Origin of the sequence: Nitratidesulfovibrio sp. D1 (assembly GCF_051133415.1) — a bacterium.
Classification (GTDB): Bacteria; Desulfobacterota; Desulfovibrionia; order Desulfovibrionales; family Desulfovibrionaceae; genus Cupidesulfovibrio.
The window spans coordinates 398,131-414,178 of the sequence record NZ_JBPGNZ010000003.1; the positions used below are offsets into that span (position 1 = coordinate 398,131).

At 64.0% G+C, this 16,048-nt stretch carries 12 protein-coding genes; 7 read left to right on the forward strand and 5 right to left on the reverse strand.

From position 1 onward, the window contains the following. Positions 1 to 53: 53 nt before the first annotated feature. The 3 genes from ACR4XJ_RS07365 to trpA are packed head-to-tail and all read left to right on the forward strand — an operon-like array spanning position 54 to position 2,761. Positions 54 to 713 carry a phosphoribosylanthranilate isomerase gene (locus ACR4XJ_RS07365; protein WP_434754612.1) on the forward strand — a complete coding sequence of 220 codons (660 nt, stop codon included), beginning with the start codon at positions 54 to 56 and terminating at the stop codon, positions 711 to 713. Positions 714 to 752: 39 nt separating this feature from the next. Next, positions 753 to 1,937, forward strand: a complete 1,185-nt coding sequence (gene trpB / locus ACR4XJ_RS07370; RefSeq protein ID WP_434754613.1) for a tryptophan synthase subunit beta — start codon at positions 753 to 755, stop codon at positions 1,935 to 1,937. Positions 1,938 to 1,966: 29 nt separating this feature from the next. Next, a complete protein-coding gene (trpA, locus tag ACR4XJ_RS07375) occupies positions 1,967 to 2,761 on the forward strand; it encodes a tryptophan synthase subunit alpha (RefSeq protein WP_434754763.1) in 795 nt (264 codons plus the stop codon). Positions 2,762 to 2,890: 129 nt separating this feature from the next. Here the strand turns inward: trpA and ACR4XJ_RS07380 are convergent, their stop codons facing one another. Continuing rightward, positions 2,891 to 3,592, reverse strand: a complete 702-nt coding sequence (locus ACR4XJ_RS07380; RefSeq protein WP_434754614.1) for a hypothetical protein — start codon at positions 3,590 to 3,592, stop codon at positions 2,891 to 2,893. Between the two features lie 429 nt (positions 3,593 to 4,021). Here ACR4XJ_RS07380 and icd point away from each other — a divergent pair, with 429 nt between their 5' ends. Continuing rightward, entirely contained in the window at positions 4,022 to 5,170 is a 1,149-nt protein-coding gene (gene icd, locus ACR4XJ_RS07385) for an NADP-dependent isocitrate dehydrogenase (protein ID WP_434754615.1), read from the forward strand. A gap of 99 nt (positions 5,171 to 5,269) precedes the next feature. Here icd and ACR4XJ_RS07390 read toward each other — a convergent pair whose 3' ends face one another. From ACR4XJ_RS07390 to ACR4XJ_RS07405, 4 genes are read right to left on the reverse strand one after another with little or no spacing between them, the layout of a single operon-like run. After that, complete coding sequence (locus ACR4XJ_RS07390) at positions 5,270 to 8,380, reverse strand: type I restriction endonuclease subunit R (RefSeq protein ID WP_434754616.1); 3,111 nt, start codon at positions 8,378 to 8,380, stop codon at positions 5,270 to 5,272. Next, positions 8,377 to 9,297 carry a GIY-YIG nuclease family protein gene (locus ACR4XJ_RS07395; RefSeq protein ID WP_434754617.1) on the reverse strand — a complete coding sequence of 307 codons (921 nt, stop codon included), beginning with the start codon at positions 9,295 to 9,297 and terminating at the stop codon, positions 8,377 to 8,379. Before ACR4XJ_RS07395 ends, ACR4XJ_RS07390 begins: the two co-directional genes overlap by 4 nt. After that, positions 9,294 to 10,655, reverse strand: coding sequence for a restriction endonuclease subunit S (locus ACR4XJ_RS07400; RefSeq protein WP_434754618.1), 1,362 nt, complete (start codon positions 10,653 to 10,655; stop codon positions 9,294 to 9,296). The genes ACR4XJ_RS07395 and ACR4XJ_RS07400 overlap by 4 nt, the downstream gene beginning before the upstream one ends. After that, the gene (locus ACR4XJ_RS07405) at positions 10,652 to 12,394 is read right to left on the reverse strand and encodes a type I restriction-modification system subunit M (protein ID WP_434754619.1); all 1,743 of its coding nucleotides are present in this window, start codon (positions 12,392 to 12,394) and stop codon (positions 10,652 to 10,654) included. The genes ACR4XJ_RS07400 and ACR4XJ_RS07405 overlap by 4 nt, the downstream gene beginning before the upstream one ends. A gap of 177 nt (positions 12,395 to 12,571) precedes the next feature. Here ACR4XJ_RS07405 and ACR4XJ_RS07410 point away from each other — a divergent pair, with 177 nt between their 5' ends. From ACR4XJ_RS07410 to ACR4XJ_RS07420, 3 genes are all read left to right on the forward strand, one after another. Next, complete coding sequence (locus ACR4XJ_RS07410; protein WP_434754620.1) at positions 12,572 to 13,300, forward strand: metallophosphoesterase family protein; 729 nt, start codon at positions 12,572 to 12,574, stop codon at positions 13,298 to 13,300. Between the two features lie 128 nt (positions 13,301 to 13,428). Then, positions 13,429 to 15,084: a protein kinase domain-containing protein gene (locus ACR4XJ_RS07415; protein ID WP_434754621.1), complete on the forward strand. Its 1,656-nt coding sequence runs from the start codon at positions 13,429 to 13,431 to the stop codon at positions 15,082 to 15,084. A gap of 58 nt (positions 15,085 to 15,142) precedes the next feature. Then, entirely contained in the window at positions 15,143 to 16,048 is a 906-nt protein-coding gene (locus tag ACR4XJ_RS07420; RefSeq protein WP_434754622.1) for a YkgJ family cysteine cluster protein, read from the forward strand.

Below are 16,048 nucleotides of genomic sequence, written 5' to 3' on the forward strand. Positions count from 1 at the left end.
CCGGAGAACGAAAATCCTGCCGTGCCGGATTGCGGCGAAAACGAAGGTGCCCGATGAAACCATCCGCCCTATTCGACAGCCCCCCCCGCCTGCTGGTCAAGGTCTGCGGCCTGACCCGGCAGCGGGATGCGGACGCCTGCGCCGCCGCCGGGGTGGACCTGTGCGGGTTCATCTTCCATCCGGCCAGCCCACGCGCGGTGACGCCCGCCGTGGCCGCCGGGCTGCACAGCCACGGCATGGCGCGGGTGGGGGTGTTCGTGCGGCAGTCCGCCGACGAAGTGCTGGCCGTCATGGACGCGGCCCGGCTGGACTTCGCCCAGTTGCATGGCGGGCAGGACGCCGTCTTCTGCGACCGGGTGGGACCGGAACGGGTCATCCGCGCGGCATGGCCGCAACGGTACGTTGACCGCGCCGCGCTGGAGGCTGAACTGGCCGGGCTTGCCCCGCACGTGCGCTGCTTCCTGCTGGACGCGGGAACCAGCGGCGGCGGCCGCGGCGTGACCATGGACTGGGCCGCGCTGCGCGGTCTGGACCCCGGCGCGCCGTGGCTGCTGGCTGGCGGGCTGGCTCCGGACAACCTTGCCGGGGCCGTAGCCGCATGCGGCGGCGGGTCACTGGTCGGCGTCGATCTCAATTCCGGGGTGGAAAGCGCCCCCGGCCGGAAGGATGCAATCCGCGTGGCCGCCGCCCTTGCGGCGCTGCGCACGGCATAGCCGATACCAACTGGCGCTCCGGCGCCAAAGGATACCATCATGAAAAAAGGCTACTTCGGCGAGTTCGGCGGGCAGTTCGTGCCCGAACTGCTCATGCCGCCGCTGCGGGAACTGGAAGACGCCATGCGCGACATCCTGCCCTCGGAGCGGTTCCGGGCGGAACTGGACGACCTGCTGCGCAACTTCGCGGGGCGCGAGACCCCGCTTACGGCCTGCCCCACGCTGTCGGCGGAACTGGGCGTGCACCTGTGGCTGAAGCGCGAAGACCTGCTGCACACCGGCGCGCACAAGGTCAACAACACCCTGGGCCAGGCGCTGCTGGCGAAATACATGGGCAAGACCGCGCTGGTGGCGGAAACGGGCGCGGGCCAGCACGGCGTGGCCACGGCGGCGGCCGCCGCCCGGCTGGGCATGGAATGCGTGATCTACATGGGCGCGACGGACGTGGTGCGCCAGGCCCCCAACGTCATGCGCATGAAGCTGCTGGGCGCGAAGGTGGTGCCCGTGCAGAGCGGCACCAAGACCCTGAAGGACGCCATCAACGAGGCCCTGCGCTACTGGATCGCGGAACAGGGCACCACCCACTATTGCTTCGGCACGGCCGCCGGGCCGCATCCCTTCCCCACGCTGGTGCGCGACCTGCAATCCGTCATCGGGCGGGAAACCCGCGCCCAGATGCTGGAACGCACGGGCCGACTGCCCGACATGGTGGTGGCCTGCGTGGGCGGCGGCTCCAACGCCATCGGTATGTTCCACCCGTTCGTGGATGACGCCCCGGTGCGCATGGTGGGCGTGGAGGCGGCAGGCACCGGCGAGCCGGGCTGTTACAACTCAGCGCCCATCAACCTGGGCCGTCCCGGCGTGCTGCACGGCCAGAAGACCATGCTGTTGCAGGACGCGGACGGCCAGATCGAGCCGTCGCACTCGGTGTCCGCCGGGCTGGACTACCCCGGCGTGGGGCCGGAGCACGCCCACCTCGGGGCCGTGGGCCGCGTGCAGTACGGCATGGCTACCGACAGCCAGGCGCTGGACGCCTTCCAGGCCCTGACCCGGCGCGAGGGCATCATTCCCGCGCTGGAATCGTCACACGCGCTGGCGTGGGTGCTGAACAACCGGGACAAGCTGCCCGCCGGGGGTCACGTGGTGGTCAACCTGTCCGGCCGGGGCGACAAGGACATGGAAATCGTGCGGGAAGTGCTGTTCCGCGAAGGAGAGCTGGCATGAGCGCGGCCATTCATACCGACATGAACGACATGCTGCCCGAGGCCCCGGTGTCGCGGCTGGAAGCCCGCGTGGCCGCAGCCAACGCGGCGGGGCGGCCCGCGCTGGTGCCCTTTCTGACGGCCGGGTTCCCCACCCTGGACCGCTTCTGGGAGGAAATGGACGGCCTTGACGGCGCGGACGGGGGGGGCGCGGACATCATCGAGATCGGGGTGCCCTTCTCCGACCCGGTGGCCGACGGCCCGGTGGTGGAGGCGGCCTCGCTGCGGGCGCTGGAGAACGGCGTGACCCTGCGCTGGATACTGGACGGCCTGAAGGCCCGCGCGGGCCGCTACGACGCCGAACTGGTGCTGATGGGCTACTACAACCCGTTCCTGCAATACGGGCTGGAAAACCTGGCGGCGGACGCGGCGGCGGCGGGGGTTGCGGGCTTCATCGTGCCCGACCTGCCGCTGGAGGAAGACGCCGAGATGCGCGCGCTGCTGGCCGCGCGGGGCATCGACCTCATCGCCCTTGTCGGCCCCAACACCACGGAAGAGCGCATGGCCGAATACGCCGCCGTGGCGTCCGGCTACGTGTACGTGGTGTCGGTGCTGGGCATCACCGGCGTGCGCGAAGGGCTGCCCCCGGAGGTGCCGCAGACCCTGGCCCGCGCCCGCAGGGCGTTCCGCCTGCCGCTGGCCCTGGGCTTCGGCATCAGGGAGCCGAAGCAACTGGAAGGCTTTCCCGACCGGCCCGACGCCGTGGTGTTCGGGTCCGCCCTGCTGCGCCACATCGACGCGGGCAACAGCGCGGAATCGTTCCTGGCCGCGTGGAAGCGGGAATAGGAAAAGGATTCGCAAGGCCGGGCTGGAAACAGCCCCCGGATGCGCGGTGTGAACGGTACGGAAGGCGGCGGCAGCGCAGGAAGGGTCTCTTTCCCGAGGCCCGGCGCTGCCGCCGCATGCCTGTGGACGTCACAGCGCAGCCGGTCGGTCACGGTCGGGAGCCGTGGAGTACGCGCCGTCGCCGCCAATGGTCAGCAATGCCCTGGCGTAGTCGGTGTGCGGTATGTCTTCTTCGAGAATGGCACGTACGGCGTCCGGGTTGTCTATGCTTGCAAGCGCCTTTTCCCGTAAGGCCAGGTAGGGGCCGTCCGTGTATGATTTTCCATCCAGAACATACTTGCCGCCGGTCTTCAGATTTGATGCGCACTGGTAGAGCATATGGCTGAACGCTGAAATATGCCGTTTTTCTACCGGGCGTATTTCGTTCACTCCATATGCAATGGAGAATGAAGGCACATCCCTGGTTATGACGGAGTTCGCCGCGCAAATGACGCAATGTCCTATCCGTATCCTGCCTGATACGACGGAACCGGGCATCAGGGCGACAAGATGCCCGAGGCGAGGCCGGTTGCCCAGTGTCGTTTCATTGTACGCAAGTTGCGTGAAGGATGCGCCTATCGTCGTGTTCTGGGCAATACGGCAATCGCATCCCATGCTTTCAGGACTGATGGTTATGTTGCATGCATGCGGTATGAACAACCCTTGCGCGATAAATTCGGAGGGAATATCTCCCGTATGTATTCCGAACAGGCCGGGGAAAAAATATTTCCATCGCCTTGGGCTGGCGATTCGTAACAATCTGCTGTTTTTAACAATGCTCTTTATGCTCATGTCCTCACCTTGCTGGTTACGTAGAGACGTACCGTAAAACCGCTGCGGTGGCGACAAAAATCGGAAGGAACGGACATCTGGAGCGCCGGACCGCGAGAGGCGGGGTGCGGACCGCGGGAGGCGGGGTGCGCATCCACGAAAAGGGGCGGCAAGGGCCGAAAGGGCAGAAAGGGAGAAGGCGAGAGAGGGAAGGTCGGGCATGAGGGAAGGGTCATGCGGCAGGGGGCAGAGTGTCCGCGCCTTCTTTCGGCCGTTTTGACAAAATCCGCCAAACCGGCTACCGGAACTGACCCCCAAGGGTACCCGGATCCCACCGGAAGCACGTGATACAAGGCCGGACGGCGCGCCGTCCGGCCGCTTTGCGGCAGCACGATATCAGCACGACAGTACGGCCCTGCCCCGGCGGGGCCTGCGCAAAGGAGCGCCTCCATGCGGAAGACGGTCTACTGGATTGAAGGCGACGGCATCGGCCCCGACGTGTGGAAGGCCGCCCGTCCCGTCATCGATGCGGCGGTGGCGAAAACCTACGGCGACGCGCGCTCCATCGAATGGAAGGAACTGCTGGCCGGTGAAAAGGCCTACGCCGCCACCGGCGAATACCTGCCCGAGGCCACCATGCAGGCCCTGCGCGGCGCGGAACTGGCCATCAAGGGGCCGCTGGGCACCCCGGTGGGCAAGGGCTTCCGCAGCCTCAACGTCACCCTGCGCCAGACGCTGGACCTGTACGCCTGCATCCGGCCCATCCGCTACTTCGAGGGCATCATGTCGCCCGTGAAGCGGCCGGACCTGGTGGACATGGTGGTGTTCCGCGAAAACACCGAGGACGTGTACGCGGGCATCGAATACAAGGCGGGCACGCCCGAGGCCAGGCGGCTCATCGACTTTCTGCGCAACGAAATGGGCGCCAACGTGGACCCGGAAAGCGCCGTGGGCATCAAGCCCATGACAGCGCGCGGCTCCAAGCGGCTGGTGCGCCGCGCCATGGACTTCGCCGTGGCCCAGAAGCGCTCCAGCCTCACGCTGGTGCACAAGGGCAACATCATGAAGTTCACGGAAGGCGGCTTCCGCGAATGGGGCTACGAGGTGGTGCGCGACGAGTTCGCCGACGTCTCGGTGCTGGAGGCCGACGCCGGGGGCGCGGCGGGCAGGGTGGTGGTCAAGGACCGCATCGCCGACGCCATGTTCCAGGAAGTGCTGATCCGTCCCGACCAGTACAGCGTCATCGCCACCCCCAACCTGAACGGCGACTACCTGTCCGACGCGCTGGCCGCACAGGTGGGCGGCCTTGGCCTTGCGCCGGGCGTGAACATGTCCGACTCGCTGGCCTTCTTCGAGGCCACCCACGGCACCGCGCCCACCATCGCCGGGCAGGACAAGGCCAACCCCGGCAGCCTCATCCTGTGCGGCGCGCTGATGCTGGAACACATGGGCTGGAACGATGCGGCCACCCGCATCTACAACGCCATCAACACCACCATCGGCAAGCGCACCGTCACCGTGGACCTGGCCTCGCAGATGGCCGGGGCCACCACCGTGGGCACCGTGGCCTTTGGGGAGATGGTTGCCAAGGCGCTGTAGGGATTGGGAAAGCTGGGTAGATAGTTGGCGAATTGACGACGCCCCCGGGAGCCGCCTGCTTCCGGGGGCGTTTTTGCATACCCGTTGACCGGTGCGGCGTCATGTCGCCTTGGTGCGCAACTCTTCGTACAGGCCGGCATGATCCAATAGAATTTCCAGTAGTCCCTGCCGGATCTGTTCGGATTCCAGGGCCTGTTTGCTCATGGTAGTGTGGGCGGACAGCGCGTCCATGATGGCATTGAGCAACTCGCGCGACAGGTCCGGTGAACTGGCGAACTGCTGTTTGGTATTGCTGGCTGCCTGCTCGGCAAGGACGGCGGATTCCAGCAGTTTGCCCTTGATGACGTTGTTCACGTAGATCAGCATGTCATCGGGCGTCAGGTCGCCCTCGAACAGGGCATTCACCTTGGCGATGACTTCGGCCAGCCGAGCCTTCCGCTTGTCGCGCACTTCGCCCGTGCCAAGTTCGCCCATGGGCCGCAGTTTGTCGCCTTGGCCATGGTCCAGTGGCAGGTTGCGTGTGCCCTTGTTGCGTAGCGTATGGTGGGTCAGCTTCACGCCGGAAAGGTCTACCTCGTCCCGTTCACGCCCGAATTCCAGCAAGGGCAACAACCGGCGAAAGAAAATGGCGCGTTTTTCGATGTCCGTGTTGCCGTAGTCGAATATCTGCGAAAGAAAGGAATACACCCGCAGGTAGGTTCTCAGGTTGCGCTTGAACAGTTCGAGGGCGTTTTTTTCGTCGCGGGCGTTTTTTTCCGCCGGGGCGTCGTGTGCTTCTTGCGCGGTCTTGATGGCGCGCTGCAATTCCTTGTACCGTTTCAGCAGTCGGTCGGCCACCGGGGCTATGGCCGCCGCAAGCTCGCGCTGGGTGCCGTGCGGGTCCAACTCGGCGCTGACCACTCGGTCCACCTCGTTGCCGTCGTAGTAGCCCGTGCCGTCCAAGGTGGCCCGCATGTCGTACACCAGATTTGGGTCGGTCACGTCTTCAAGCTCGGCCGTCTCGTAGTAGACCTTGAAGGCTTGCAGCACTTCGGCGGGCTCGTTGGCGAAGTCGAGCACATACGTGGTGTCTTTGCCCGGGTGCGCACGATTGAGGCGCGATAGGGTCTGAACGGCCTGAATACCGGCCAGTTTCTTGTCCACGTACATGCCACACAGCAACGGCTGGTCGAACCCGGTCTGGAATTTGTTGGCAACCAGCAAAATCTGATAGGCATCCGTGCCGAACGCCTCGCGGATATCCCGCCCGCTCAGGCTTGGGTTCAGCACCTTGCTGTGCTCAGTGAAACCTTCCGGCCCCAAGTCGTCGTCGCGTACCTCTCCGGAAAATGCCACCAGCGTGCCGATCTTGTAGCCCTGCTCGCGAATGTATTTGGTGATGGCAAGTTGCCAGCGCACCACTTCCTGCCTGCTGCCGGTGACCACCATGGCCTTGCCCTGTCCGTTCAGTAGCGGCGCCACGTTCGCGCGAAAGTGCTCGACGACAAGCTTCACCTTCTGGCTGATGTTGTAGGGGTGCAGGCGTACCCAACGCATGATGCCTTTCATGGCCTCGCTGCGCTCCACCTCTTTTTCGTCCCATTCCTTGCCGTTGCTGGCCAGCCGGAACGCCAGCTTGTATGGCGTGTAGTTGCGCAGGACATCTAAAATGAATTGCTCCTCGATGGCCTGCCGCATGCTGTACACGTGGAAGGGGGCGGGCAGGTTGTCCGGGCCTGCTGCCCGCGAAGGATCGGGACGCCTGCCGAACAACTCCATCGTCTTGGCCTTTGGCGTGGCGGTAAACGCCACGTAGGTGATGCCCTTCGCGTTGGCCCGCGCGGCCATTTGGGCGGCAAGGATGTCTTCGTTGCTTACTTCGCCGCCATCTTCCAGTTCCCTGATTTCTTCGGCGGAAAGCACCTGCTTCAGTTTGGAGGCGGCCTCCCCGGTCTGCGAACTGTGCGCTTCGTCCGCGATGACGGCAAAGGTCTTGCCCTGCGTGGCGGCCAGTTCCTGCACCGTCTTCAGGGCAAACGGGAAAGTCTGGATGGTGCAGACCACGATCTTCTTGCCTCCGGAAAGTGCTGTGGCAAGGGTGCCGCTCTTGCTGCCGTTGTCGCTGGTGATGGTGGCCACAACTCCCGTGGTCCGCTCGAAGGCGAAGATGGCTTCCTGCAATTGGGCGTCCAGTACCGTGCGATCGCTGATCACGAGCACGGAATCAAACATCTTGCGCTGGTTCGCGTCATGCAGGTCGGCCAGAAAATGGGCTGTCCAAGCGATGGAATTGGTTTTGCCGGACCCCGCCGAGTGCTGGATGAGGTACTTTTGCCCTGGCCCTTCTTCCTGCACCGTGCGGACCAGTCTGCGCGTGGCGTCAAGTTGGTGATAGCGGGGAAAGATAACCTTCTCTATCTGCTTCTTCGGCCCGCGCAGGACCATGATGTACCGCCCGATGATCTCCAGCCAGCTTTCGCGCTCCCATACCTCTTCCCACAGGTAGGCGGTGGCGTGCCCCGTCGGATTGGGCGCATTGCCCGCCGCCCCGGCGTTGCCCCTGTCGAAGGGCAGGAAACGCGTATCCGGACCGTCCAGTCGGGTGGTCATGCGGACGAGCGAATTGCTGACGGCGAAATGCACCAGCGCCCCGCGTGGGAAGTCCAGCAGCGGTTCCGCCGTGCCCTGGCCCTTGGGGCGCGGCTGGCGCTCGAAGCGGTACTGGTCCACGGCGTCGCCTACCGACTGGGTGAAGTCGGTCTTCAGTTCCACCGTGGCCACCGGCAACCCGTTCAGGAACAGTACGAGATCGAGGCTGTTTTCGTTCCGGGTGGAGTAGCGCACCTGCCGCACCACTCGCAGACAGTTGGCCGCGTATCGCACTTGAAGCTCGTCGTTCATGGCCAGCGCGGGCCGGAACTGGGCGAAGGCCAGCGGCTGGCGCAGGCCCAACAGTTCCACCCCGTGGCGGATCACGTCCAGCGTGCCCCGGTCATCGAGTTGCTTGCGGATGCGATCGAGCAGCACGTCCCGAGCCGCCGGGCCGTGGCTTTTGACCAGCGCGTCCCATGCGTTGGGCTGGGTCTGTTGCGTCCACGCCACGACATCTTCCGGAAACAGCGCGCGGCCGCGGTCGTATCGCATGGCGTCGTCCGCCGCATACAGCCAGCCGTGCGCGGCCAGGTGATTGCAGATGTCGTTTTCGAACTCGATTTCCTTGTGGTGGCTCATGCTAGCTCCGCTGGCTCAAGGGCAAGCTGGCGCGCTTCCCATGCCTTGTAGGTTTCGCCAGTGGATTCGAGCTTCCAACTGGTAGTGCCGTTGCTGTTCCGGCCCACCACAACCGCTGCTGCCGCACTGGGACTGCGAAAGGCGTAACTTTTGGCGAAGACGCACCGTTCCCCCTGTTCCACGAGCACTCCCGTATCCAGTAACTGGCCGTGCAGACGGGCATAGCCGGTTTCCTCGGTACCCTTGCCGACCCAGCGTCGCCGGGCTGTTGAACCTTCCAGTACGATGAAGTCAGCTCCCACCAGTTGGGCTTTCGCGTGCAGGTTCTCTTTTTTCAGGATCAGGTTAAATACAGACGAAGTTTCATTGTCGTCGCCGGGCGTAGCCGCCTGCGCACCGGCGGGCTTGGCGAATTCCTGAAAAATGTCGATGCGCAGAGCGGGCAGGGTCATCAGCAGGTAGGAAAGGAACGATTCCATGTTGGCCTGCGCCGCCTCGGAAAGGCCGGGGCGCGGCGGGGTGTTGCCGTTCTCCAGTGCCCACCGTTTCACGCTGCGGGCAATCTCCACAAGGCGTGATTCCAGGTACTTCACGTGCGCCTTGTTCAGCGTGTTGGCCCCGGTGGTGACCAGCACCGCCTGCGTCCACCAGTCTCTCTTCTGGTCGTGACTGCGGATGCGATCGGCAATGTCCTCGCCCTCGCCGATATAGGCCCTTGGCGCGCCATCCACTTCGCCCAGCAGCAGGTACACCCCGGTGTAGCGCGCCTCCTTGCGTTCCAGCGCCGCCTTGATGCGCGTGCGGGGAAACAGCAGCACATGCCCGGTCCAGTTGAACACCTCTGCGGTCTGCATGCCTTCCGGCTTGCCATCGATGAAGAACAGTTCGAGCGAGCGCCCGACGGAACCAATAGTCATGCGACCTCCGGTTGGGGTGCGTAACCCCGTACGTCTATCTTGCCTGTGACGGCTGCGGAGATGAGGGCGGAACGTCGTTCTTTAAGAAGGCGAATTGCATATTCCGCTTCGTTAACAAGCGATGCTATTTTTTTATGATGAATAGATAGGCTGTTAAGGATAGCGCGCTGTTCTTCTACGGGAGGGATAGGGATTATTATATTCTTCAATATTCCAACATTGATGACTCCCATTGTTCCACCTCTACTCATCATGGAAATTTGAGTAGATACAGCGCGACTCGTTAGGGTGTATTTAATGTATTCTGGAATAATTGCATAGTCGAATCGAATGTTTATGAGGCGTGGGTTTATAATGCCAGCTTCTGCATCGTCAGGGAAAATGCTTATTTTCCCGAACGTCCCAACGCAACTTATGAGTATATCTCTGGGAAATATTATATATTCTGCGAGTGTTGTGTGCTTATCGATATCTATATAATAGTTTCCAACAGTGAAATCATCTGCAATTACCTGTTCTTGTCCATATACACGAAATCCAGTTTCAGTGTACATATCCTTGGTAATTGCCGAACCAAAGGGCCCTGCTTTTATGGATTGAGCTGCCCACCGTAGGCGACATACTCGCCAATGTTCCGGTACCTCTCCTAACCACTCCACACCGCTGTCTTTCATAGGCACGTTGGGGTCAAGTCCCTTGGTGACAACATGCGAAATAACCGCCTGACATTTTTCCTTGAGCAACGCGATCAGCGTTTCCTGTTCGGAAATCAGGGCATCGATCTTAGCGGTTTCATGGTCGAGGAACGCAACGATGACGGATTGCTCTGAGAGGGGAGGGATTGGAAAAATAAACTGCTCAAAGGTATTTTGATAAAGATGTTGAATTGTTGATCCGAGGCTAGACAAAGCACAAAAGAAACTAAAAGCCTTGGAGGATAATATCCAATACATGTACTCTGTGAGGTATATTTTCCGTAGAGGTCGTAATAAAAAAATGCCACTATTCAGACATGCTGGTGCATTAAGTCCAGTAACGATAGCAAGCTTGCCTATCGTTCCATCTTTAGTGATTAAAAGATCTCCATCCGTTAACTGTATGAATGGATCGTCTTCAAATCTTGATTGGTCAACCCAATAGCAAGAATCCCAATTAATAAATTTGGAAGAAAAATCTGTACCTGTGACAAGATAGGCGTGGCCACTATCTTGATATTCATCGGAGTTTAAACCCTTCCATCCAACGCGCCCCTTGAGATAACACTCCCTCTTGATTTGATTGTGTGACCAATGGCCCGGAATATCACCCAGCCACTCCACACCACTGTCCTTGTATTCGGGATACGCTGGAAAGCTCATGCCATCAGCCCCTCGATCATGGTCTTGATGCGGTCGGTGGTCCGCTTCAGGTCGGCGTCGATCTCCGCTAGCGGGCGGGGCGGGGTGAACACGTAGAAATGTCGGTTGAAGGGTATTTCGTACCCCACCTTGGTCTTGTCGTGGTCTATCCAGGCATCGGGCACGTGGGGCAGCACTTCGCGCTTGAAGTAGGTTTCCACGTCTTCGTGCAGGGGCACGTTTTCCGTGTCGCGCAGCTTGCTGTCCGGCACGGGTTTGCCCTTGGCCTTGCCGCGTTGCCCCAGCACGATGTTGCCTGCCTCGTCCCTTTCCGGACGTTCCACGGTAATGGTGCGGTACCCGAAGTCGTTATTGTTGAAGATACGGCTTATGGGCTTTCCGTCCTGCTCCGCCTCCACAAACTGCCCGAACAGGCGGACGATTTCGCCGATATGCTCGTCCGATAGTTCCTTGCGTTTGGAGCCAAGGCTTTTGCGCATTTTCTGACACATGGCGGAAGCGTCGATAAGTTGCACCTTGCCTTTGCGGTGGGCGGGCTTACGGTTGGTTACGATCCACACATAGGTGCTGATGCCGGTGTTGTAGAACATCTCCGTGGGCAGCCCGACGATGGCTTCCAGCAGGTCGTTTTCCAGCACGTAGCGGCGTATCTCGCTTTCTCCGCTGCCCGCGCCGCCGGTGAACAGTGGCGACCCGTTCAGTACGATGCCGAAGCGGCTGCCGCCTTCGGCTACCGGACGCATCTTGCTGACAAGGTGCAGCAGGAACAGCATGGAGCCATCGGAAATGCGCGGCAGGCCGGGGCCGAAGCGCCCGTTGTAGCCTTGCTGCTCGTGCTCTTTGCGCACCTCCTTTTCTACCTTCTTCCACTCCACGCCAAAGGGCGGGTTCGAGAGCATGTAGTCGAAGTGTTGTCCCCCATGCCCGTCGTCGGACAGGGTGTTGCCGAACACGATGTTGCCGACGTCCTGCCCCTTGATCAGCATGTCTGCCTTGCAAATGGCGTAGGACTCCGGGTTCAGTTCCTGTCCGTACATGGTCAGGCGCGCCTTGGGGTTGTGTTCGTCCAGATATTCGCCCGCGATGGAGAGCATGCCCCCGGTGCCCGCCGTGGGGTCGTAGATGGTGCGCACCACGCCGGGTTTGGAAAGCATGTCGTCATCCTCGATGAAGATCAGGTGGACCATCAGCCGGATGACCTCGCGCGGGGTGAAGTGTTCCCCGGCGGTTTCGTTGGAAAGTTCGGCAAATTTTCTGATTAGTTCCTCGAACACCAGCCCCATCTGGGCGTTGCTGACCTCGTTGGGGTGCAGATCAATCTGGGTGAACCGTTCCGTGACCTGATAGAGCAGGTTGGCCTTGTGCAGACGCTCCACCTGGGCGTGAAACTCGAACCGTTCGAAGATGTCGCGTACCTCGGGCGAGAAGGCGCTGATGTAGCTGAACAGGTTTTCGCGGATGTGGTCCTGATCCCCCATCAGTTTTTTGAGGTCCAGCGGCGAGGCGTTGAAAAAGCTCTGCCCTGCGGCGCGCAGCAGGAACGGGTCCGGCGTGATGCCTAGCCGTTGCTTGTCCGCCAGTTCTTTCAGCACGTTGGCCTTGGTGGGAGCCAGCACGCAGTCCAGACGGCGCAGCACGGTAAAGGGCAGGATGACCCGGCCATATTCGGACTGCTTGTAGTCGCCGCGCAGAAGGTCGGCGACGGACCAGATGAACGCGGAAAGGGCTTGCTGATTCATGAGCGTGTAATCCCGGTCGAGCGTGAGATGTCGGTATGAAGCGGGTGCGCCAGAGCGCCCCGTGCGTTGGCAGTGTTGCGCGAAACAGTACAGGCAAGGATATCGTGAATCAAGGCGCGGCTGGCGGTGCGGAGGCCGCCCTTCCCATCCATCCCCGCGCCTGCTATCCCCATAGCCATGAAGCTGGCGGTCATTTCCGACATCCACGGCAACCTCGGCGCGTTCAAGGCGGTGCTGGCCGACATGGACGCGCAGGGGGCCACCTGCGCCGTGTCCCTGGGCGACAACGTGGGCTACGGGCCGGACCCCGGCCCGGTGTTGCGCCTTGTGGCCAGCCGTCACATCCTCTCGGTGGCGGGCAACCACGAGATGGCCGTGGCCGACGCCCGCTGGCTGCGCGAGTTCAACAGCCAGTCGCGCGAGGCCGCGCGCATGACCATGGACTGGCTGGACGATGAGGAAGTGGAACTGGCCCGCGCCATGCCCCGCGTGCTGGTGCGCGAAGGCTGCCGCTTCGTGCACGGCATGCCGCCCGATTCGCCGTTCACCTACCTGTACGAATTTCACGGCAAGCGGCTGGGGTCGGTGTTCGACCTGTTCCCGGAGCCCATCTGTTTCGTGGGGCACACCCACGACCTTGAGCTGGTCCGGCGCGACCCGGACGGCGTGGTGGCCCGCGAACCGCTGGCGGAGGGCGTGCGAGTGCTGCCCGCCGGGGGGCGCTACCTGATCAACGCGGGCAGCGTGGGCCAGCCGCGCGACGGCGACAACCGTGCCAAGTACCTGTTGTGGGAGCCCGGCCCGCGCCGCCTGACGGTGCGCTTCGTGCCCTACGACGTGCAGGACGCCGCCCGGCGCTTCCGCGAGGCGGGGGTGAATGAGCGCTACGTCCTCCGTCTGCTGTAGGGACTGCCCGACGCCATGCTGCACAACGCCCGGCCCCATCTCGTCATGACCCGTTCCTCCACGTCATCTTTTCCCGCCGTCCGCCCCCCGCGCACCGCCACCCGCATCCCGTCCCGAGGATTTTCCCCATGCACATAGGCCGTTACGAGGTGTGCGGGCTGCTGGGCCGGGGCGGCATGGGCGCGGTGTACAAGGTGCGCCAGCCGGTCACCGGGCGCATCGCCGCGCTCAAGCTGCTGCGCCCCGCCGACACGCTGGCCGATTTGTCCGATATGGACGATCTGCGCCGCCGCTTCCTGCACGAGGCTCGGGTGATGGCCGCGCTGGACCACCCCCACGTGGCGGCGGTGTGGGACGTGGACGTGGCCCCGGCGGGCACCCTGCGCCTGCCCTCCGGCGACGACGTCTGCCCCCTGCCCGATGCATGGGACGGGGGCGCGGGCTCCGCCGATACGGCGGACTGCGACCCCGCGCGCGACCCCGAACGCCAGAGGGCCGACCGCGTGGCCCGCTTCGGCGATCTGCCGTTCTTCGTCATGGAATACTACTGCCTGAATCTGGGGCTGCTGATCGGCGAAAGCTACCGGGTGGAGGCCCCCACCCGCCGCCTGCCGCTGCCGCGCGCCTGCCGCTACGCCGCGCAAACGCTGGACGCGCTGGCCCGCATGCATCACGCCGGGGTGGTGCACCGCGACGTGAAGCCGTTCAACATCATGATTACAGCCGAGGACGACGTGAAGCTCATCGACTTCGGCCTCTCGCGTCTGCGCGGAGAAACGGGTGCGCTGGCGCGCTTGGGCGGCGAAACGCAGCGCCTGCCGCGCGGGGTCAAGGTGGGCTCGCCGTACTACGCCGCTCCCGAGCAGGAACGCGACCCCGACACCGTGGATGGCCGGGCCGACCTGTTCGCCGTGGGGGTGATGCTGTTCCGCATGCTCACCGGCGTGCTGCCCACGGACGAGTCCTTCGGCGGACGCATCCCCCGCGCCAGCAAGCGCAGCGCGGACCTGGACGCGGCGTGGGACGGGTTCTTCGCGCGGGCCATGGCCCGCGACCCCGGCGAGCGGTTTGCCGATGCCCGGACCATGGCCGCCGAACTGGATGCGCTGGTGGCCGCGTGGCGCCAGCGGGTGGAGGCGGTGTGCCTGCTGCCGGAAGAAAACGGCGTGTCCGGTGATGTCGGCGTGCCGGGAGACGCGGATGACGCCGTGCCCGGCTCCGGGCATGTCCGCGCCGCCCCGGTGAAGGTCATGCTCCGCCATGCACGCGACCTGTTCGGGCTGGACGAATTGTGGCGGCCCGCCGGGATGTCCGCGCCATCGGCCAAGAGCCGCGCTGGCGGCGGCGCGTGCAGGCTGATGCCGGGAACGGGCGCGGCCAGCCCGATTGATCTTGCCGCGCTGGTGGCGTACCAACCGGCCACGGGGCTGCTGTGGCAGCGCGGCGGCAGCGAATGGAGCCTGACTTTAGCGGAGGCCCGCGCCCACGTGGCCGCCCTCAACGCGGCGCGCTTCGCCGGGTTCGACGACTGGCGGCTGCCCACCGTGGATGAGCTGTGCACCCTGCTGACCCTCCCGCCGGAAGGGGGCGGCCACTGCGTGCCGTCCGTGCTGGATTCGGCCCCCGACCCCCTGTGGACGGCTGACCGCAAGTCGTTCACGGCGGGCTGGTTCGTCAGCGCGTCCATGGGCTTCGTGGGCTGGCAGGACGACACCTGCCGCTTCCACGTCCGTGTGGTCCGCACGGTTCAGGCAATGGACGACGGGCGCTCCACCCCGGCGTAGCGCGCGCGCCTCCGCCTCCCGTTCGCATACAACGCGTTTTCACCTTCACGGAATCCGGATGCACAACGAACACGACATGCCCGCCCTGGCCCCGCGGGACGACGCCGCCCACGGCCCCCACGGTACGGACTCCACCGACTGCCGGGGCTGCGGCACCTGCTGCCGCAAGGGCGGTCCGGCCCTGCACGCGCAGGACCTGGCCCTGTTCCGGGCCGGGCATCTTGCCCCGGAGCACTGTCTGACCCTGCGCGCGGGCGAACTGGCCCGCGACCTGGACGGCGAACTGCGCCCGCTGGAGCGGGAACTGGTGAAGCTGCGTCCGCGCCAAATTTTACGGCAATCCGCGCGCGGCGGGGACTGGAGCTGCCTGTTCCTGAACCAGGCCGACAACCGTTGCTCCATCTACGCGCACCGGCCCTCCGAATGCCGCGCCCTGCTGTGCCGGGACACATGGGCCATCAGGACCCTGCACGCCGTGGACCGGGTGACCCGGCTGGACGTGCTGGCGGCCTGGGCGGAAGGCGCGGCGGAACGCGCGGCGGAACGCGTCAATCTCACCGGCGGTTGCGCCGACCCCGGCGTGCCGTGGGCGGACATCCTGGCCGCGCACGAGGAACGCTGCGGCTACGGTGTGCTGGCCCCCGTGGGTGCGGTCGGGGAGGCCCTGCGGCGCGCGGCGGAAAACATCCGCGCCCGCGACCCCGGCATGGCGCACCCCGCGTCCCTGTCCGGAGAGCCGGGCGATCCGGCGACAACGGACGAATCCGCCCACGCCGCCGCGACATTTCTGGACGCCGTGCGTTTCGATTTCGCCTTCCGGTCCATCGTGCGCGAGCGCGCCGGGGCGGCCATGGAAGAACTGGACTTCCTGCTGGGGCGCACCCTGGCGGCCACCGCCATCATGTACGGCGTGGCCGTGCGCATGACCCCGGAAGGCCCGGAACTGGTGGTCCTTCCCGGCTAG